This window comes from Paenibacillus elgii NBRC 100335, assembly GCF_004000865.1.
Taxonomy (GTDB): domain Bacteria; phylum Bacillota; class Bacilli; order Paenibacillales; family NBRC-103111; genus Paenibacillus_G; species Paenibacillus_G elgii.
The window spans coordinates 101427-120864 of record NZ_BIMB01000002.1; the positions used below are offsets into that span (position 1 = coordinate 101427).

The window sequence follows — 19438 nt, forward strand, 5'->3', positions numbered from 1 at the left end:
CGTCTTTTCTTGACCCACATTCCCAATAAGAAAGCGGTAGATGCTGTGATAATTTGAAGTAAATACGTTCCGTAGGCACTGGGAATCGGTAAACGCGAGTCAAAAAGACCGATTCCATTTAAGAGAAAATAATATGGTATTTGCAATATAACGTATCCTACATAAACCGTACATGTCATGATGGCCGCATAGAAAACATGCGTTTTAAATAACAGCCAAACAAACATAAACATCAAAAAAATTTGCACGAGAACATCTATAGATTGAATCTCATATACATTTCGATTCGTATACGAAATAAACGACGCCACCGCGCTCGCAAATATAATCGAGGCCGGGTACATATCGAACTTGAACAAACGGAACATCAAATAATACATTGCCATTGTTTCCATTATCGAAAAGACCATGAACAATATAAAATCGACCAATGCAACCGCGCTCCCACAATGGCTATCTTAACAAATTCCCCTGATTATACCTTGTATTAATATACTTCCATTTACAAATTTCGACAAGGACATAAATTGGAAAAAGATGATCTAAACTGCCTATTCCCAAACAAAAAAAAATTCTCCCCTGCGATCGTAGCAAGGGAGAATTTTATTACGAATATGATTACACGCTAAGCCATTTCTTGAACAAATGCTTCGTCGTATCGAGGTTCATTGCCGCGATCGATGTGGTGAGCGGAATGCCTTTCGGACAGGAACGTACGCAGTTCTGCGAGTTACCGCAGCCTTCGATGCCGCCATCTTCCATCAAAGCTTCCAGACGCTCGTGAGCGTTCATCTCGCCTGTCGGATGCGCGTTGAACAAACGCACTTGCGAGACGGCCGCCGGACCGATAAACGTTGTTTTGTCGTTCACGTTCGGGCAGGACTCAAGACACACGCCGCAGGTCATGCACTTGGACAGCTCATAGGCCCATTGACGCTTGGACTCGGCCATCCGCGGTCCCGGACCGAGGTCGTACGTACCGTCGATCGGAATCCATGCTTTAACCTTCTTCAGAGCGGCAAACATGCGCTCACGATTGATCACCAAGTCGCGAACGACCGGGAATGTCGTCATCGGCGCGATGCGAATCGGCTGCTCCAGCTTGTCGACGAGTGCGGAGCAAGCTTGCCGCGGCTTACCGTTAATGACCATCGAGCAAGCGCCGCACACTTCTTCCAGACAGTTCGATTCCCAGCAGACCGGTGTCGTTTTATTGCCGCTCGCGTTCACCGGGTTCCGCTGAATCTCCATCAACGCGCTGATCACGTTCATATTCGGACGGTAAGGAACCTCGAACTCTTCCGTGTACGGTTTGCTTTCCGCAGAATCCTGACGCGTTACGATGAACTTGACCTTTTTATTCGCTGCTGCAGTTGCTTCGGCCATGATTAATGACCTCCCTTCTTCTTGTCGGTCGTGTAGTCACGCTTTCTCGGTTCGATCAGCGATACGTCAACGTCTTCCCAATCGATTTGCGGACCGTCTGGCGTCCATTTCGCCTTCGTCGTTTTCAGGAACTTCTCGTCGTTACGATCCGGGAACTCCGGCTTGTAATGCGCGCCGCGGCTTTCGTCGCGAAGCAGAGCGCCGAGCGTCATCGCGTGGGACAGCTCAAGCATGTTCCACAGCTGGCGGGTGAATGCCACACCCGGGTTGTTGAAACGGGCCGAGTCGTTGATGTTGATGTTTTTGTAGCGCTGCTTCAGCTCGTTGATTTTGTCGAGCGTTTGTTGAAGCTGCTTGTTGTAGCGCACGACGGTCATGTTGTTCGTCATCCACTCGCCCAGCTCTTTGTGCAGCACGTAAGCATTCTCGGTGCCGTTCATTTTCAAGATGCTTTCGTATTTGTCCGTGTGTTCCTTTTTCGCGCGATCATAAACCGTCGACGAAACGTCTTCGGCATGCTTATCCAAGCCTTTGATATATTCAATGGCCTTCGGACCGGTGATCATACCACCGTAGATCGCGGAAAGCAGCGAGTTCGCACCCAGACGGTTGGCACCATGGTATTGGTACTCGCACTCGCCACAGGCGAACAGCCCCGGAATATTCGTCATTTGGTTATAGTCAACCCACATGCCGCCCATCGAGTAGTGCACGGCAGGGAAAATCTTCATCGGAATTTTGCGCGGATCGTCACCCATGAATTTCTCATAGATCTCGATGATCCCGCCGAGCTTGACGTCAAGCTCTTTCGGATCTTTGTGCGACAGGTCGAGGTACACCATGTTCTCGCCGTTCACGCCGAGCTTCATATCGACGCATACAGAGAAAATTTCCCGAGTCGCGATATCGCGCGGTACCAGGTTTCCATAAGCCGGATATTTTTCTTCAAGGAAGTACCACGGCTTGCCGTCTTTATAGGTCCATACGCGTCCGCCTTCACCGCGCGCGGATTCGGACATGAGACGAAGCTTGTCGTCGCCCGGAATCGCCGTCGGGTGAATCTGAATGAACTCGCCGTTCGCATAATAAACGCCTTGCTGATATACCGCACTGGCCGCCGTACCCGTGTTGATAACCGAGTTCGTCGTTTTGCCGAAGATGATCCCAGGACCGCCTGTCGCCAAAATAACCGCATCGGCCTTGAAAGTGTTAACTTCCATGCTGCGCAGGTCTTGTCCGGCAATCCCGCGACATACGCCGTCGTCGTCGAGAATCGCGCCCATGAATTCCCAATGCTCGTATTTTTTTACCAGACCGGCGGTTTCCCAGCGGCGCACTTGCTCGTCAAGCGCATACAGCAGCTGTTGGCCTGTCGTCGCACCGGCAAACGCCGTACGGTGATGCTTCGTTCCCCCGAAACGGCGGAAATCGAGAAGTCCTTCCGGCGTACGGTTGAACATAACGCCCATCCGGTCCATCAAGTGGATAATGCCCGGCGCCGCTTCGCACATCGCTTTAACCGGCGGCTGGTTGGCCAGAAAGTCTCCACCGTAAACCGTATCGTCAAAGTGTTCCCACGGGGAGTCGCCTTCCCCTTTCGTATTCACCGCTCCGTTGATGCCGCCTTGCGCGCACACGGAGTGGGAACGTTTAACCGGCACCAAGGAGAACAGGTCGACGTGAACTCCAGCCTCTGCCGCTTTGATGGTGGCCATCAAACCGGCCAAGCCTCCACCGACAACGATGATTTTTGAATTCGCCATGATCGTCCCTCCCCCTTAACCTTTCGCCATTTTCGGCAACTGACTGAAATCCGGATTCAAAAATGCCGTCAAGGACAAAATAAACATGACGGACATGACCACGAATACGCCCATCCATACGTAAGTCGAAACTCGCTGCGCGCGCGGCCCCACGGTAATCCCCCAGCTGACGAGGAAAGACCACATGCCGTTGCTGAAGTGGAACACGGCCGCAACGATGCCAATACAGTACATAATGAAGTAAATGTTGTTGCTCACAATCTCATGCATGTGGATGCCCACCGCATCTTGCGCTACCGCTCCGAACGAGATTTGCAGACGCGTTTGGAAGAAGTGGAAGGCCACGAACAAGAACGTAATGACACCGGTTACGCGCTGCAAGAAAAACATTTGGTTGCGGAAATAGCCATAGTTGGACACGTTGTTGCGCGCCGTATAAGCCACATACAACCCGTAGATGGCGTGATAGGCGAGCGGAATCCAAATGCCGACAATTTCCAGCAGCAGCACGAGCGGCAGCTCATGAAGCCAGAACACTTGATCCAAAAAAGCTGCATGTCCGCCGCTGAACGCCTTGTAGTTCGTCAGCAGGTGCTCGATCAGAAAGAAGCCGACCGGAATGACACCAAGCAATGAATGCAGCTTCCGTGAAAAGTAAGAATTTTTAAACATTGAAACTAGTTCCCCCCTCAAATTAAGGCTTGTCACCGCTTCGTCAAAACCATTTACCATTGTACTCCCGCATATCGGGAGCGTCAACAAAAAACGCTATGCCTATTTTCGATGTTTCGACAAGCTTTTATACCGTTTGCGGCAAAAAATGTGAACAAGAAGTGACACATTCCATACTACTCCTGAATCGCTTATAATGGAAGTGCTGATTTTTTATATATGCTTATAACTTATTGTCATATAAGAAAAGGAAGGATACCCGCTATGGAGCTTATCGATGTATTTGCCACCGTCGTCGAGCAGCAGAGCTTGAATAAAGCGTCGCAACTGCTCAACGTCTCCCAGCCCGCACTGTCGCGTAAAATTATGCGGCTGGAGGAGGAGCTCGGCATTCAGCTCTTCGTCCGCAAGGGCAAGCGGCTGGAGCTGACCCGCGCCGGTGAGGTCTGCTACGAGTTCGCCCTGGAGCAGAAGCGGCTGGAGCGCCGGCTCCATGAGAAGCTGCAGGCGTTCAAGACAAGCGTCAAGCCCGCCAGCATCGTCATCGGAGCAAGCTTGACGACGCTCCAGTCGACGCTGCCCGATCTGATTACGATCTACACCCGCGAATACCCGAATACGGACATCAAGGCCGTTACCGGCAAAACGCACGAGATCGTGCCGCTCATCAAAGAAAAACGCGTGGACATCGGTCTCGTCGCCTCCATGATCGAAGATCCTTCCATCGTCTGCGTGCCCTTATTCGACGACCCGCTCTGTCTCGTGCTGCCCGAAGGGCATCCGTTCGCCGACAAGGGGGAGCTGTTCATTCAAGATCTGCACGAGCTGCCGATGATCCTGTTTTCGCGGGGCACATGGTACCGCGTCTTAATGGATGAGATGTTTCACCGCTGCGGAGTCCATCCGGATGTTAAAATGGAGATCGACTCGTTCGAAGCGATTACCCGGCTCGTATCCACCTGCAAAACGGCAACGCTCTTGCCCGAATCATATTTGCGCCACAATCTGATCGAAGACAACGAGCTGACCGTGCGCTTCATCCCCGAGCTGGAACAAACGAAAAGAACGACCTCTCTCCTGTTCACGGAGGAAGCCGTTCTTGAACCGTCCATCCGCCGCTTCATCGATCAAGCGGTCCGGCATTACCATACGGCGGACGAATATACATTATAAAAAGAAGGCGGACGATGCGTCAGGTCTCTCCGTCCGCCTTCTCCTCCAATCCGAGCCTGCGGGCGACATACGCCGTCGTTCCGGCCTGCAGCAGGATGGTCAGCAACACGGCCAGAAACGTGACCGACGCGATAACGTCCGCATACTTCACACCCATCCCGGCAACCATGCCCGACAATGCCGCCGGAATTACTCCCGTTTCGCGCACCCAGAACATGAATACAATCTCGTTGCGCTTCCATTCGGCCTTGCGGTCCGGAAGCGCGCATGCCAGCACGGTCAACGGGCGGGCAATCAGCATAAAGACGACGATGACGGCAAGACTCGGCCACAAGTGATCGAGGATGACCCGGAAATTCACTTGGCTGCCCAGCATAATAAAGATGAGCATCCGCATAACCACCGTCATATTTTCGCTAAAATGGGCCATTTCGTGCAGTTTGTCGTCCAACTCCAGCTTGAACAGCTCGTGATTGCCCCAGATGAGGCCGGCCACGAAGGTCGCCATAAAGCCGCTGACGTGCAGCACATCGCCGAGCCAATAGGCGCCGAGCGCCGTGACGATCAAGGCGATGGTCGCATAATCCCGCAGCCAGCCGAGCTTGAAGTGAGCTGTAACATAGACCAGAACGAGTCCGATAAGCAAACCGACGACAATGCCGCCCACGGCAGTCTGCACAAAGCCGGTCACGCTAGCGCCAACCGATAAGGCTTGACCGCCTGTGATCGCTCCGAGCACCGAGAAAGTAAGGATCGAGCCGGTCGCGTCGTTGAAGGCGGACTCGCTTTCGACCGTTTCCCGCACCTTGGGACGAATGCGCACCTGCTTGAAAACGGGAATGAGTGTCGCCGGGTCCGTCGATGAAATGATTGCACCTAGCAGCACCGCGTACATCATCGGGATGCCGAGCAGCCAGTGTGCGGCAAAAGCTACGACGGCACAAGTAATCAAAACCCCGGGCACACTGAGCAGCGATACGGTGATCCATACTTTGCGAAGCCCCGACAACTTGATATTCCGACCGCCATCGAACAGAATAAGCGCCGATCCGGCCGTCAAAATAAATTGATTCATAAACGAGCTGCTCGGCTCGTTGACCAGATGCATCCCTTGTCCCACAACAACGCCCGCGATCAAAAAAAGAGCGACGTCCGGCAGTTTCAGCCAACTCGCTACTTTTCCGGAAATCATACCGATGAGGAGGATAAATATAATAAGAAAGAGTACGTGTTCGATCATAACGCCATTTTCCATTAGTGCTCTTCGCCTCCTGACAACTCGGCCCTGCTTCGGTCAACCGCGGTCTGTTACCGGATAACCTCATTCTCGAACGTCTCGATCTGCTCGTTTGTGCCAATGACGACCATGACATCGCGTTCTTCCACCATATCTTCGGCCGTCGGAGCGATGATGACGCCGTTCTTCTTATTAATAGCAACGACGCTGCAGCCGTAGCGCGCTCTCGGATCGAGCTCCTTCAACGAACGGCCGTTCAAGCTGCGCGGCACCGCGAGCTCGGCAATCGTATAATCCTTCGACAGCTCGATGTAATCGAGCAGGTTGGGCGATACCAACTGGTGCGCCACGCGAATGCCCATATCCCGCTCGGGATAGATGACGCGGTCTACGCCGATCTTTTGCAGCACTTTGCCGTGCAGCTCGGACAGTGCCTTGGCCACCACCATGCCCACACCACTATCTTTTAGCAAAATCGCCGTTAAAATACTCGCTTGAATGTCATCGCCGATGGAAACGACAGCGCAATCGAAATTCCGGATGCCGAGCGAGCGGATCACATCTTCGTCGGTAGCGTCCGCCACCACGACGTGCGTCAGCTCGTCGCTCATCTCCTCCACCGCTTCTTCATCCTTGTCGATGCCCAGCACCTCATAACCGAGCTTGATCAGTTCCTTTGCAAGGCTGGAACCGAAGCGGCCGAGGCCGATGACTGCATACTGACTACGTTTCATTCGTTAGCTTCCCCTATCCGATCGTAATTTTTCCTTCCGGGTATCGGTACAACTCTTTTTCCGCTTTCGGCCCTAGCGCATAGGCGAGCGTAAGCGGTCCGAGACGGCCGGCAAACATGGTGAGAGAAATCATAATTTTTCCAAAAAAAGAAAGGTCAGGCGTAACGCCCATCGTAAGTCCGACCGTACCGAAGGCGGAGGTTACTTCGAAAAGCAGCTTCAGAAACGATTGGTTCTCCGTCGTGGTCAGCAGCATCGTGACAAAAATGACCAGAAACAAAGCGATCATCGTCAGCGTAATCGCTTTAAGAATGCGGTCCTTGCCGAGCCGGTAATGGAACAGTACGATATCCTCTTTTCCGCGGATCATAGCGATCATTGCACCGATCAGCGTCGTGAACGTCGTCGTCTTAATCCCGCCGCCGGTCGATCCCGGAGATGCCCCGATAAACATCAGGATGATGATAAAAAATTGTGAAGCTTGTCGCATGGCACCGATATCGACCGAGTTCGCCCCGGCCGTCCGCGGCGAAACCGATTGAAAGAACGAAGCCAGAATTTTGCCGGACCAGTTCAGGGAGCCCAGCGTCTTCTGATTCGTAAACTCGAAAATAAAGATGACGATCGCCCCGACCACGATCAGAAGACCGGTAGCTGACAGCACCACCTTGGAATGCAGCGACAATCGCTTATGCTTCTTGTAGTCGACGACATCGGACATGACGACGAAGCCTATGCCGCCCAATATGATCAAGCCCATCGAGACGATATTAACGATCCAATCGTCCGCGTACGTCGTCAGACTCGTGAACGGAGCGACGACGGAGCCGAATAAGTCAAAACCGGCGTTGTTAAAAAACGAAATGGCATGGAATATGCCGAAGTAAATGCCTTTGGCGATCCCCAAATCAAACGACCAGCGAATGGAGAAAATAACAGCCGCAACGAACTCGATCGTAAGTGAGTAGACGAGGACGCGCCGGATCAGGCGGACGATCCCTTCCATACTTCCTTGGTTCATCGCTTCCTGCAAGATGAGCCGTTCCTTGAGCGATATGCGCTTTCGGAGCACGAAAGCAAACAAAGTCGACATGGTCATGAAACCGAGACCGCCAACTTGAATCAGGGAAATAATGACAATTTGTCCGAACATGGAATAATGGCTACCCGTGTCCACAACGACCAATCCGGTTACGCAAGTGGCGGATGTAGCCGTAAACAACGCGTCTATAAAGAGCGTAGGTTGTCCGCTTGCCGAGGAGATCGGCAAGGAGAGCAGAGTAGCCCCGAGCAGAATGATCGCCGCAAAGCCGATCACTAGAATTTGCGGCGGCGTTAGCTCGATTTTTTTGGCGATGGATTTCATTATACACCTCTGTTAACAGGTTTCAGGCAACAAAAAAGACACTGGAAACCCTAGTGTCGTGTGTAAAGGTTCCTGCAAAAAAAGCCTACGAGGTTAGCTGACGGATTCGGGTTTACAGGCACCCTATCTACAAGCCCCAAAGAAGGACTTGCGGAATTCACCCCTAAAATCATGGTTCCCCCGTTTTCGTAAAGAAATTCGGCTTGTTATTCAATTGATATGAATTGAATTATAATCCCGTTTGGGCGGAAGTACAAAGCTGTTTTTGACGGAAATGGTACGAGAATTATAACCTTAAGACAGATGTAAGCGCTCTTACGCCTATGTGGCTTCGCTTTTCGCGTTTTTCCCCTGACATGCTCGCAATATCGATGGATTTTCCCGGAGCATGTATGCTAATTTAAAAGAATACACTGTTATTATTCCGGATCCGATAAGGAGCTCTTATGCTGAAACGATTTAATTCCGCAACTCCCCTGCCTCTGCTTGCTGTCATCGGTCTGCTGTTGTACTTTGGCGTCATTATCGTCTCTCCATTTTTTCGCGATACGGAGCGGACGGACCAAGCCCCAACGAACGTACCGGAAGTGTCCAAACAGCAAGCGGCCGCGGCGGCGACCGACTTTGTGCGCAACAGGTTCAAGCTGTCCCCGGAGTCGCAGACGAACGTGCTGTACCAAGCGTCCATGACCATTAGCGGCTATCTGCAAAAAGAACACCTGTACGACGAATACGCGAAGCGCTACGGAGACCAATATCCGCTTGAGTTTTATGAGGTTGAGATCAACGACAAGCCGAACGGAACCACTTATTATGTCGCCGTAAATTACAAAACACTGCAAATTTTCGGTTGGGCACGCAGCAAATCTCCGGTTGCCAAAAGCGACACGGTAAGCTCGGCCGAAACCGATCTGGTCCGATTGGCGGAGCACGCGATCCGGGATATGGGCTACACGCCAGAGCAATTTGTACTATCTAGTGAAAAAGGCAAGGAGCGCAACGGGGCTCTCGTTTATGTGAGCAAAACGGAGCAAATTGGCGGGGCGAAGCTGGAGCTACGGCTCGATGTGTCCGGCGGACAAATCGCGTCCTTTAAACCGGCTTTTCCGGCTCCGGACAGCTTTATCTCCTGGCAGCAAGCTCAAGACGAGCGGTCAGCCCTGATGACAAGAATCAGCATGGCGGTGTCCCTGATGATGACGTTTGCCGCGCTGATTGTCATCGTCCGCCATCGGAAGGAAGTTCGCTTCGGCCGCGGTGCGGTACTGTCGATGCTGTTTTTGGCGATCTACCTGACGAACAACTTCAATATGCTGCCGGCCTTCCGGACTATGCACGGAAGCGGCCCCTCGGAGCCGGAGGCCGCTATCTATTTGGTCATTATGAATATTTTCATTACGCTGATGGCCGGCTCGACTTACCTTTCCTTCCTGGCCGGACGGCAGCTTTGGCTGAACCGCGGCTGGAACGCGTGGCCGGTATGGCGCGATCCGCGGTTCGGAAGCGAGACGCGAACGGCCATGGTACGCGGTTACTTGATCTGCTTGTTCATCCTTGGGGTGCAGCAAGTGATGCTCTTCATCGCCTCCGAGGCGTTCGACGTATGGGCGGTCAGCGAGCCGACGGACTCCATCTACAATATGCGCATGCCTGGCTTCTTCCCATTAATGGCTTGGGCTGCCGCGATATCGGAGGAAGCCGTCTACCGGCTGCTCGGGATTGCGCTCGTGCTGAGACTGACCCGCAGCCGGGTGCTGGCCGTACTCCTGCCCAGCGTCATCTGGGCCATGAGCCATACGCAGTACCCGATCTATCCGGTGTACACGCGGCTGATCGAGGTAACGGTGCTCGGCCTTGTCTTCGGATGGGCGTTCCTGCGGTACGGCTTCTTGACCGCTATGTTCGCCCATGCCGCGATGGACAGCATTCTGATGGGACTATCGCTTATGTATACGGGAGAGCCGCTGCAGATTGCCCTCGGAGCGCTATATCTCCTTGTACCCGCAGCGGTCGGATGGATCATTGCATGGCTTCACGGCCGGTTTAATCGGCGTCCGCCTGCTGCATCTCTTCCTGGAGCTCCCCCGCTTCCGGAGACGAATCCGGATTCCGGCCGTTTAACGCCGCTAAAATTTGGCCCGCCAGCTTCTCACCGATCCCCAGAGGCTTGAAGTCTACGACTTCGGCCTCTTTTATTTTCTTAAGCGAGCCGAAATGCTTGAGCAGCGCCTTGCGCCGTTTCTCCCCAATGCCGGGGATCGCGTCAAGCTGCGAGACGGTCATCGACTTGGCGCGGGTCTCCCGGTGGAACGTGATCGCGAAGCGGTGCACTTCGTCTTGAATGCGCTGGAGCAAATAAAACTCCTGGCTGTCGCGCGGCACCGGGACCACTTCGGCCGGATCGCCGATCAAGAGCTGAGCGGTTTTGTGCTTCGCGTCCTTGACCAGCCCGCAGACGGGAATGTACAGCCCGAGCTCGTTCTCCAGTACGTCGATCGCTGCGGACATATGGCCCCGTCCGCCATCGATCACGATCAGGTCGGGCATCTGCAGTTCTTCCTTGAGCACCCGCTCGTACCGGCGGCGCACCACTTCCCGCATCGTTTCGTAATCGTCCGGTCCTTGTACGGTACGGATTTTATACTTCCGGTACTCTTTGCGGTCCGGCTTGCCGTTCGTAAATACGACCATCGCGGATACCGGGTCCGACCCTTGAATATTCGAGTTGTCGAACGCCTCGATCCGGTGCACCATCCCGATGCCAAGCCATTGTCCCAGATTTTCGACCGCTTTGACCGTCCGGTCCGCGTCGCGCTCGATCAGACGGAATTTTTCTTCCAGCGATACACGGGCGTTGTCACAGGCCATATCGACCATATTTTTCTTGAGTCCGCGCCGCGGAATATGCACTTTGACCTTGAGCCAGCTTTCCAGCGCTTCCTTCACATCGGCTTTGGACCCCGATCCAGCCGGGTCGTCCGCTTCCGCTGGATCATCGGCCGGCTCCGGATCGGCGTCTACGGAATACGCTGTGCCGGTTTCGGCCACCATTTCCATATGTGCCTCTGTCGTTGGCACCTCGACGGTAGCAGCCGCTTCCGAGCCTGGCGCGGGCTGCTGTCCTTCCGTCCATGCCGGGAGGAACACTTCCTTCGGCAGCGCCGGGTTCTCGCTGTAATATTGCGTCACGAACGTCAAGAAATCGTCATACGCTTCGCCGTAGTACGGAAAGGACGACGCATGGCGCTCGATCAGCTTGCCTTGGCGCATATAGAGAATCTGCACGCACATCCAGCCCTTGTCCACGGCGAAGCCGAACACGTCGCGGTCCACGGTGTCCGTCGTCGTGATCTTCTGCTTCTCCATGACCGTATCGATATGCTGAATCTGGTCCCGCAGTTCCTTGGCCCGTTCGAAATTGAGCTCCTCGGCCGCTTCGTGCATTTTGCGGGTAAGCTCCTGCTTGATCTCGTTATGTCCGCCGCTGAGAAACCGGCTGATTTCGTGCACCATCTTGTCGTACGTCTCCTGCTCGACCTCGTACTCACAGGGCGCGATGCACTGTCCCAGATGATAGTAAAGACATACGCGGTCCGGGAGCGTCTTGCATTTGCGGAGCGGATACAGCCGGTCCAGCAGCTTCTTCGTCGCTCCCGCGGCGTACGGGTTCGGATAAGGACCGAAATATTTGGCCTTGTCCTTCAGCACCCGGCGCGTCACTTCCAGCCGGGGGTGCTTTTCGTTCGTAATTTTGATGTATGGAAACGACTTGTCGTCCTTCAGCAGAACGTTGTATCGCGGATAATATTTTTTGATCAGATTGCACTCCAGAATGAGCGCTTCCATGTTATTGGCCGTAACGATGTACTCGAAATCGACGATATCGTTTACGAGCAGCTGCGTCTTGATCGTATGGCTCCCGGTAAAATAAGACCGCAGCCGGTTGCGCAGCACCTTCGCTTTACCGACATAGATGATCGTCCCTTCCCGGTTCTTCATCAGGTAGCAGCCGGGCTGCTCCGGGACGAGCGACAGCTTGTTTTTGATCGCTTCCAGTATTTTTTTCCGGTCCTGGCGATCCGGTTCCCCTGCATATTCGGTCAACGAATTCCTCCCCTTTCCCAACGGCAAAAAGCTCTTTTTCCAGCATAGCAGAAAAAGAGCTTTTTCTCACGCGATCCGCAGGCTGCCAAATTATTGATGGCGGCTCAATACGTTTTTCAGCGCATCTTTGGACTGGAAGCCGACGATTTTATCGACCGGCTGGCCGTCTTTGAACACGATCAGCGTCGGAATGCTCATTACGCCGAAACGGGAAGCGGACTCCGGATTGTCGTCCACGTTCACTTTCGCGATTTTCACGCTTTCGCCGATTTCTGTATCCAGCTCCTCCAACACGGGAGCGATCATTTTGCAAGGTCCGCACCAAGGCGCCCAAAAATCTACAAGAACCGTACCGGATCCTTCTACTTCAGCTGAGAAAGATTGGTCAGACACATTAACGATAGCCATGATTCAATTTCTCCTTTTGCGGAAATAATGTCAACATGTAAAGTATACCACATCGAGAGCCTTTTTCAACCGAGCCAAAGTTTGCACAATTGTCATTTTACATCCTTTACAATGGAAGGCGATTTTGGGTATACTAGCCGTATATGAGTATCGCTAAGCTGCCTAAGCTGTGCCGTCAGGCGGCTTTGCCCGGCACAACCCTAAGGAGGAACCTTGTATGAACGACTCGACAAGAAATCCCGAACTTCACGTGTACGAAGAGCAACGGAATGATTTTATCGACGTGGCTACGGGCTTCGGCGTTTTCTTTGCCATCCTGCTCGTGGTGGGCATCATCGCGACAGCGGCTTCGCTTATGATGAAGTAATCATGGTCCGGCCGTTGCGAAAAGCCTCTGCTTAATCTCCATTTCCGGAGGGCGGCAGAGGCTTTTTTGTGCATTTTTCATGCTGAGCTAAAGGAGCGCGGCCCTTTAGGATCAAGATCGCGCCCCCCGTTTGTTATATCCGTTCACCATGACCACGTCGACAAACGGCCGAATCCGGTCCATGATGCGTCGTCCTTTGAACTCCTCGTCCCCGTCCTTGCTGGTGAAGCTGAAATGCTTCTCCAATGCGTCCAAATCGTGATTGGACGTGAAAAACGTCGGCTTGCGGTTCATCCGGTAGTTCAGGATCGCTCCCATCACATGGTCACGAAGCCACGGATTCAAATTCTCCGCCCCGATATCGTCGAAGACGAGCAGGTCCGTCTCCTTCAGTACGTCGATCGTTTCCTTCAGCTTCATCGGGTCCTGGAACATCGTTTTCAGATCCTCGGCAAAATCCGGCATGTACACGATCGCCCCGCTGTAACCTTCTTTTGCCAGTTCATAGAGCAAATAGCACATCAGAAACGTCTTGCCCGTTCCGAAGTTACCGGCTAAGTAGAGGCCTGTTGGCTGAAGCCCCTGCTGACGAATGGTTACGATATATTGCATAATCCGGCCTACCGCTTCTTCCCGGTCCGGATCTTTATCCAAAATTTCGAGCGACGAGTACCCTTGGGACAACGCCCGCTCGTCCACATAGAAGCTGCGAATCCGGCTGCGGACCGAATCCTGCGTTGCTTTGGCGATAAATTTCTTGCATGCGACCTTCTGGTCGTATACTCGGGTCCAATCTTCACCTGGCTCGACGTCGAGCAACGTGTAATGACCCTCCATATCGTTCGGGCACCGGTCCAGACCCGGGCAATTGTTGCAATTATTATATTCCGTTATATATTGATGCAGCTTGTTCAAATTCAGCTTGATCGTCTGGCTGTCGAGCTCCGGGTGTTTGGCTCTCAGCTTGACGATCAGCGGATCGGATGCGATTTCCCGCACCTTATTTTCCGCCTGCTGCAGCAATTGACGGCCCTGACCGCCCCGCAAAAGTTCCCCAAGCGACTCCATCCGCTGCACCTCCCCATTGATTGCTAGCCGGGCATCGCTGACGCTTCTCTAGTACGATCGAGTCCTCTCCCAGGACTTCTATAGCTTTCCGTCGAGCTGCTGCGCCATTTTACGGAGCGCCTCCCGCTCGGCCGAAGACAGCGTTTTGGCTGCCGGCGTATCCTTGACGACCGGAATGACCGGCTTCTGCCGCCCCCGGCCTCCCCTGGCCGGAGTATTCGCGCTGCTTGCGCCTCCGCTACGGCGCGTCCGCTGCTGCTCCTGAAACTTCATTTGCTCGCGAATGTACTGCACCGCTTCTTCGAACGTACCGACCTGCTTGGCCAGCATGTCCGTGACGCTAAATTCGATGGACGCTCTCGACCAGGAACGCTTATTGACATACATGTAATGAATCAGCACGTTCATGACTTCCTCACGCAGACCGTAGTTCAAATCGACCTTGGCCAGCGTATCGAGCAGCCCGTCCGGGATCGAGCCCTGACTGAAAATTTTCTCCAGCAAAAACGTATACGGCTCATTACGCAAAATGTAGTTGTACTGGTGCTGGTTGCATTCCCCTTGAAACAGATCGGGCACTTCGAGGTAATATTCCATCTCGACGCTTTTGTCACCCGCCGGTGCCGGGCTCTTGCTTGCGCGGTCGGTCTCGCCGGTTTTATCGGCAATTTTCGCCATATACCGCGTCCGCTCTTCGGTCCGCTTTTTATCCTGCCGGAACACTTGATTGGCTTTGTGCTGAAGCAGCTCGAGCACGATTCGTCCGTCTTCGTCGAACACCCCGTCTTCGTCCAAAAGCCGGCATACGTCGGTCAGGAACAGGTTGTACTTTTTTGCTACAAAATTGATCGTCGCCAGCTGCTCCGGCTCGTATTTGAGCCGCTCCACGAAGTCCCGGTTTACCGACTCCCGCGGGAAATGCATAATGATCTCCGCGTATTGATAGCCCTTGTACATGACCTCCGGCTTCGCTTCGGCAGGCTTGGCCGCCGCCGATTCGAAGAATGCTTTTTCCAGCTCATGATCGATCACCTGCGTATTCAGACGGAACAGCTCGTAGAATGGCACGGACAAATTTTCGGTGTTGGCGTCCGTCATTTCCTGCGCTTGCGGCAGCACCAGCTCGTCCCGCAGCGCAAACACCGCATATTTACCGACCTTATCCCGCAGCAGCAGCGTCAAATGCTGATTCCGGAAAAATTCCGTCGGTGGCAGCGGCGCAAACAGCGTATACTCGTACACGTAATCGTCCGAAGCGGCCGCAAACCGGCGCGACGTCTTAAGCAATCCCACCGCTTCCAGCCTGGAAGTCTGCTCGATGAACAGCTTCCGGCCGTTCTCGCTCGCTTCCAGCTCCAGCGCCAGAAACAGCTTGCGTTGCTGCTCCATCGCCGAATGACCGACTTTGTCCGCGGGCAGCTGCTGGAACAGCGTCATGTATACGCTGACGGCGTAAGCGCCGATCATCGGCTGATACACCGCGGCCATCATCTTATAATCCAAGCTGCTCAAAGCGAAATCCCGCACGACATAGAAACGGTGATATTCGGAAAAGTGCAGCAAATTCGTTATCCGCATTCAGTCAAAACTCCATCCGTGATTCAAATGTTTACCCTCCATTTTATCACACAAATCGACAAAGAGGATAGGAGGAAAAAGCAGGCTTTTTGGTTGGTTGGCAGAGAGATGTTTTCGGGGAAGAGAGCACTGGGGGAGCTGCGCTGCGAGTCGTGCTGACTGCCTCCGGCCGCTCTTAAAATCGGATTCTAATAAACTTACCTTGCGGTAAGAATCCGATTTTAAAGGCGGCACGTAGACTCTCCGGCAGTCACACGACTCTCCGCTCCACACCCCGTTCCCCCATAAAAAAACATAGGCCCTGCCAAACGGCAGAGCCTGCTTTGAAAAAGAGTACAAAAAACAAAACCCAAAAACCGAAATACTAAAACATTTTGAAGCCTTTTTGACGCAAGGATTTGATCGTAGAGCCGCTGAGGACGGCGCCGATCAGGCCGCCGACGGCAGGGACGTAATCGGCGATGGAATATTCGGCCAGGTTCGAAGCGAGCGAGCCGGTGCCCCAGCCCCAATAAATGACCAAGCCGATCATGAGCGCTATATATCCGTAAATGGGGAACCAAGTCGTTTTCATAAGCATGTTTAGAATAAAACCGAGCCCGAAAAACAGCACGAACAGCAGCACGGTTACGATGATCAATTGCAGCAAAGCGGACAGCTCCTTTCCATATGCCTATATTGTATAAAAAAACAAAGGCGCGGTAAAGTGAGCCGTTGTGAACGAAATATGAAAAAAATCACAGGTGCGAGCTACAAAAGAGAACAAATAAAACGGTACCAGCCGATCGCCGCGATCCAAAACGGGATGCTGATGAGCGTCCCCATCAAAATGCCTAGCGTTAACCGGTTTGTCATGACGGACGCCTCCTTTAACAGGTACATCGGCAGACGAACTCCGAATTGTAATAGCATTTTTATGGCAAGCGTTCACAAAAAGTTTGCCGTTTCGTCACGGAGCCGCATTTGCCCTTTGCAGCCGATTTCGCTACAATAAAACAAGCAGCTGGTAGCAGTGCCCATTTTGAAGGAATAAGGGAGTGTCCATTAATGAGTGAAATCGTACATCCATTGGATGGCTGGTATAGCTTGCATGATTTCCGCGCAATCGATTGGAACGCCTGGAAAAGCTTGACCGCTCAAGAAAGAGCGCGCGCCGAGGACGAGCTGTACACCCTGCTCGGCAAATATCAGAGCACCGAGGACCAAAAGCAGGGCAGCACCGCCTTTTATTCCATTGTCGGGCAAAAAGCCGATTTCGTCTTCATGCATCTGCGCGAGACGTTGGAAGAATTGAACGAGCTGGAAACCGAATTTAACAAAACCATGTTCGCGCAAGTGACGATTCCGACGTACTCTTACGTCTCCGTAGTCGAGCTCGGCGCTTATATGGCGAAGCCGGGAACCGATCCGATGCAGGACCCGGATGTCGTGGCGCGCCTGAAACCGATCCTGCCGAAAGCGGGACATATTTGCTTCTATCCGATGAACAAGAAGCGCGAGGGCAACGACAACTGGTATATGCTGCCCGCCGAAGACCGCCGTAACTTTATGCGCGGACACGGTATGATCGGCCGCAATTATGCAGGCAAAGTGAAGCAAATCATCGGCGGCTCCATCGGTCTGGACGATTGGGAATGGGGCGTTACGCTGTTCGCGGACGATGCGCTGCAATTCAAGAGAATCGTTCATGAAATGCGCTTTGATGAAACGAGCGCCCGCTTCGGGGAGTTCGGCGATTTCTATGTCGGCAACTTGCTGAATCAAGAGAAAATGGCTTCGATGCTGAAGCTGTAACAGGCCAACCCGCCGAAAAAACCCTTGCTGGCATTCGCCGAAACGAAAGCTGCAAGGGTTTGCTCGTTTATTCGTCGTCTTCATCCAAGAGCTCCAGCTCTTTGCGCCGCAAGTACTCTTCCGTGTCCCGGTCGCGCTGCCGCGATTTTTCCTTCAGCCGCTCGATGGCCGGAAGAATGAGGATGTCGATTTCTTTCTGCACGATATACGACAGGTCGTAACGGTTCTGCGATTCGAGGTAATGGCCTACTTCAAGAAGAGCGTTGTACCGGTCAAGCTCCTCTCGGGTCAGCAGCCCCCGAACCTGAATGCTGCAGTTGCGCATCGGTCTAGAAGCGGCCTTTCTTGAGCACGAGCGGAATACCGCCGATGATGTACAAGTAGCGCAGGTCGATGAGCTTTTTCATCACGGCCGCGGTACCGCCCTTGATTTTCTTGGAGCCGACGATCCCGATCGCTTCGCCGCGTCCAAGAGAAGCTACGGTACCCTTCGGCTTATACTCGAACTTTTTCAGCTCGGAGCCGCGGATTTGCGCTACCAGATTGTGCGCGCACATATCGGCTTGCTGCATCGAGATTTGCGCCGTTGGCGGATAAGGACGGCCTTCCGGACTCATCACGATCGAGCAATCGCCGAGCACGTATACGTTGTCGTGCCCTGGAGCGTGTAGCGTATCGTCGACCTTGATGCGGCCGCGCATCGTCTCGAAACCGGCTTCGTCCAGCATATGGTTACCCCGAATGCCGCCGGTCCAGATGACGGTAGCGGATTTGATCTCTTCACCGGTTGCAAGCACGACGCCGTCCGGGGTGCACTCTTTGATTGCGGTCGCGATTTTGAACGTCACGCCTTTGTTTTTCAATACGTTCATCGCGTACTCGACAAGCTCGGGATCGAACCCCGGAAGCGCCGTCGGAGCCGCTTCGATGTTATATATTTTTACGAGGGATGGGTCCACGTCGAATTCTTTGCACAGGTCCGGAATCCGGTCAGCCAATTCTCCGACAAACTCGATCCCGGTGAAGCCGGCGCCGCCGACAACAAAGGTCAGATAGTCCGTACGGGAAGGCTCGCGCTTGAACTTCGCAAATTGGTACTCCACGTGCTCGCGGATGAAGCGAACGCTGTTGATGGAGCGAATATTCATCGCATATTCTTTCAGCCCCGGAATGCCGAACGTTTCCGGTTCGCCGCCCAAGCCGATGACCAAGTAATCGTAAGAGAGCGTGCCCTCTTCCAGAATGACTTTTTTCTCTTGCGGCCGAATTTGAACGACGGTCGATTTCACGAAATCGATCTTGAACTCGTCGATCAGCTTCAGAATGTTCACGCGTGCATTTTCAGGATTATCCGTCCCTGCGGCAGGCATATGCAGATGGGTCGTAATGTAATGATAGTCGTGTTTATTTACGAGCGTGACGTCAGCTTCATTATAATTCAGCTCTTTTTGCAACCGAATAGCCGTTACGATCCCGCCGTAGCCTGCGCCTAAAATGACTATTCTTGGAATTCGACTCATGGTTCTATCCCTTCCATCACATATTTTTCTATATAGTATATGAGTTTGAAAACTGTTTGTGAAAAATTACACAAGCGACGCCGAAAAATGGTTTTTCTCCCTACAGGGTTCCCTCCGGCGCTTGAAAATATAAGCAAATGATGTGTATTTATACCAACAGTTTTAACCAATTCAAATGCAATAATATAATGATACGAGGCAAATAGCAAGTTTTATTTTGGTTAAAAACCTAGGAAAATCGCCAGACTAACAATGGTATCCCTTCGAT

16 protein-coding genes, 1 pseudogene and 1 riboswitch are annotated in these 19438 nt (G+C 53.0%); of the genes and pseudogenes, 4 read left to right on the top strand and 13 right to left on the bottom strand.

Translation table 11 applies throughout. From position 1 onward, the window contains the following. Nucleotides 1–618: 618 nt before the first annotated feature. Genes sdhB through PEL01S_RS02055 form a run of 3 tightly spaced genes read right to left on the bottom strand, consistent with a single transcriptional unit; the run spans nucleotide 619 to nucleotide 3821 of the window. The gene (sdhB, locus tag PEL01S_RS02045; RefSeq protein WP_036679356.1) at nucleotides 619–1386 is read right to left on the bottom strand and encodes a succinate dehydrogenase iron-sulfur subunit; all 768 of its coding nucleotides are present in this window, start codon (nucleotides 1384–1386) and stop codon (nucleotides 619–621) included. A gap of 2 nt (nucleotides 1387–1388) precedes the next feature. Then, entirely contained in the window at nucleotides 1389–3149 is a 1761-nt protein-coding gene (gene sdhA, locus PEL01S_RS02050; protein WP_063178190.1) for a succinate dehydrogenase flavoprotein subunit, read from the bottom strand. Between the two features lie 15 nt (nucleotides 3150–3164). Next, the gene (locus PEL01S_RS02055; RefSeq protein ID WP_063178188.1) at nucleotides 3165–3821 is read right to left on the bottom strand and encodes a succinate dehydrogenase cytochrome b558 subunit; all 657 of its coding nucleotides are present in this window, start codon (nucleotides 3819–3821) and stop codon (nucleotides 3165–3167) included. Nucleotides 3822–4085: 264 nt separating this feature from the next. Here PEL01S_RS02055 and PEL01S_RS02060 point away from each other — a divergent pair, with 264 nt between their 5' ends. Beyond that, nucleotides 4086–4994, top strand: coding sequence for a LysR family transcriptional regulator (locus PEL01S_RS02060; RefSeq protein WP_127459078.1), 909 nt, complete (start codon nucleotides 4086–4088; stop codon nucleotides 4992–4994). A 19-nt stretch (nucleotides 4995–5013) separates the two neighbouring features. Here PEL01S_RS02060 and PEL01S_RS02065 read toward each other — a convergent pair whose 3' ends face one another. The 3 genes from PEL01S_RS02065 to PEL01S_RS02075 are packed head-to-tail and all read right to left on the bottom strand — an operon-like array spanning nucleotide 5014 to nucleotide 8331. Then, complete coding sequence (locus PEL01S_RS02065) at nucleotides 5014–6249, bottom strand: cation:proton antiporter (protein WP_127459079.1); 1236 nt, start codon at nucleotides 6247–6249, stop codon at nucleotides 5014–5016. 53 nt (nucleotides 6250–6302) lie between these two features. Then, entirely contained in the window at nucleotides 6303–6965 is a 663-nt protein-coding gene (locus tag PEL01S_RS02070; protein ID WP_063178182.1) for a potassium channel family protein, read from the bottom strand. A 13-nt stretch (nucleotides 6966–6978) separates the two neighbouring features. Then, nucleotides 6979–8331 (bottom strand): TrkH family potassium uptake protein, encoded by a 1353-nt coding sequence (locus PEL01S_RS02075; protein WP_127459080.1) that lies wholly within the window; start codon nucleotides 8329–8331, stop codon nucleotides 6979–6981. A gap of 67 nt (nucleotides 8332–8398) precedes the next feature. Then, nucleotides 8399–8545, bottom strand: a riboswitch (cyclic di-AMP (ydaO/yuaA leader). A 1453-nt stretch (nucleotides 8546–9998) separates the two neighbouring features. Between PEL01S_RS02075 and PEL01S_RS35060 the strand changes: the two are divergent. Continuing rightward, nucleotides 9999–10244 (top strand): annotated as a pseudogene (locus tag PEL01S_RS35060) (CPBP family intramembrane glutamic endopeptidase); the annotation flags it as partial. Nucleotides 10245–10374: 130 nt separating this feature from the next. Here the strand turns inward: PEL01S_RS35060 and uvrC are convergent. Next, nucleotides 10375–12435, bottom strand: coding sequence for an excinuclease ABC subunit UvrC (uvrC, locus tag PEL01S_RS02085; RefSeq protein WP_127459081.1), 2061 nt, complete (start codon nucleotides 12433–12435; stop codon nucleotides 10375–10377). Nucleotides 12436–12525: 90 nt separating this feature from the next. After that, nucleotides 12526–12843, bottom strand: coding sequence for a thioredoxin (gene trxA / locus PEL01S_RS02090; RefSeq protein ID WP_063178177.1), 318 nt, complete (start codon nucleotides 12841–12843; stop codon nucleotides 12526–12528). Nucleotides 12844–13060: 217 nt separating this feature from the next. Here trxA and PEL01S_RS02095 point away from each other — a divergent pair, with 217 nt between their 5' ends. Continuing rightward, nucleotides 13061–13210 carry a hypothetical protein gene (locus PEL01S_RS02095; protein WP_010493655.1) on the top strand — a complete coding sequence of 50 codons (150 nt, stop codon included), beginning with the start codon at nucleotides 13061–13063 and terminating at the stop codon, nucleotides 13208–13210. 111 nt (nucleotides 13211–13321) lie between these two features. Here PEL01S_RS02095 and dnaI read toward each other — a convergent pair whose 3' ends face one another. From dnaI to PEL01S_RS02110, 3 genes are all read right to left on the bottom strand, one after another. Then, nucleotides 13322–14278, bottom strand: a complete 957-nt coding sequence (gene dnaI / locus PEL01S_RS02100) for a primosomal protein DnaI (protein WP_063178175.1) — start codon at nucleotides 14276–14278, stop codon at nucleotides 13322–13324. 78 nt (nucleotides 14279–14356) lie between these two features. Continuing rightward, the gene (locus PEL01S_RS02105; protein ID WP_127459082.1) at nucleotides 14357–15856 is read right to left on the bottom strand and encodes a replication initiation and membrane attachment family protein; all 1500 of its coding nucleotides are present in this window, start codon (nucleotides 15854–15856) and stop codon (nucleotides 14357–14359) included. 364 nt (nucleotides 15857–16220) lie between these two features. After that, nucleotides 16221–16505 carry a YuiB family protein gene (locus PEL01S_RS02110; protein WP_174806889.1) on the bottom strand — a complete coding sequence of 95 codons (285 nt, stop codon included), beginning with the start codon at nucleotides 16503–16505 and terminating at the stop codon, nucleotides 16221–16223. Between the two features lie 398 nt (nucleotides 16506–16903). Between PEL01S_RS02110 and hemQ the strand changes: the two genes are divergently transcribed. After that, nucleotides 16904–17650: a hydrogen peroxide-dependent heme synthase gene (gene hemQ, locus PEL01S_RS02115; RefSeq protein ID WP_127459084.1), complete on the top strand. Its 747-nt coding sequence runs from the start codon at nucleotides 16904–16906 to the stop codon at nucleotides 17648–17650. Between the two features lie 67 nt (nucleotides 17651–17717). Here the strand turns inward: hemQ and PEL01S_RS02120 are convergent, their stop codons facing one another. Together PEL01S_RS02120 and PEL01S_RS02125 are read right to left on the bottom strand one after the other, a co-directional pair. Continuing rightward, nucleotides 17718–17975 carry a hypothetical protein gene (locus PEL01S_RS02120; RefSeq protein WP_010493665.1) on the bottom strand — a complete coding sequence of 86 codons (258 nt, stop codon included), beginning with the start codon at nucleotides 17973–17975 and terminating at the stop codon, nucleotides 17718–17720. A 4-nt stretch (nucleotides 17976–17979) separates the two neighbouring features. Beyond that, nucleotides 17980–19170 carry an NAD(P)/FAD-dependent oxidoreductase gene (locus PEL01S_RS02125; protein WP_127459085.1) on the bottom strand — a complete coding sequence of 397 codons (1191 nt, stop codon included), beginning with the start codon at nucleotides 19168–19170 and terminating at the stop codon, nucleotides 17980–17982. Nucleotides 19171–19438: the final 268 nt, after the last annotated feature.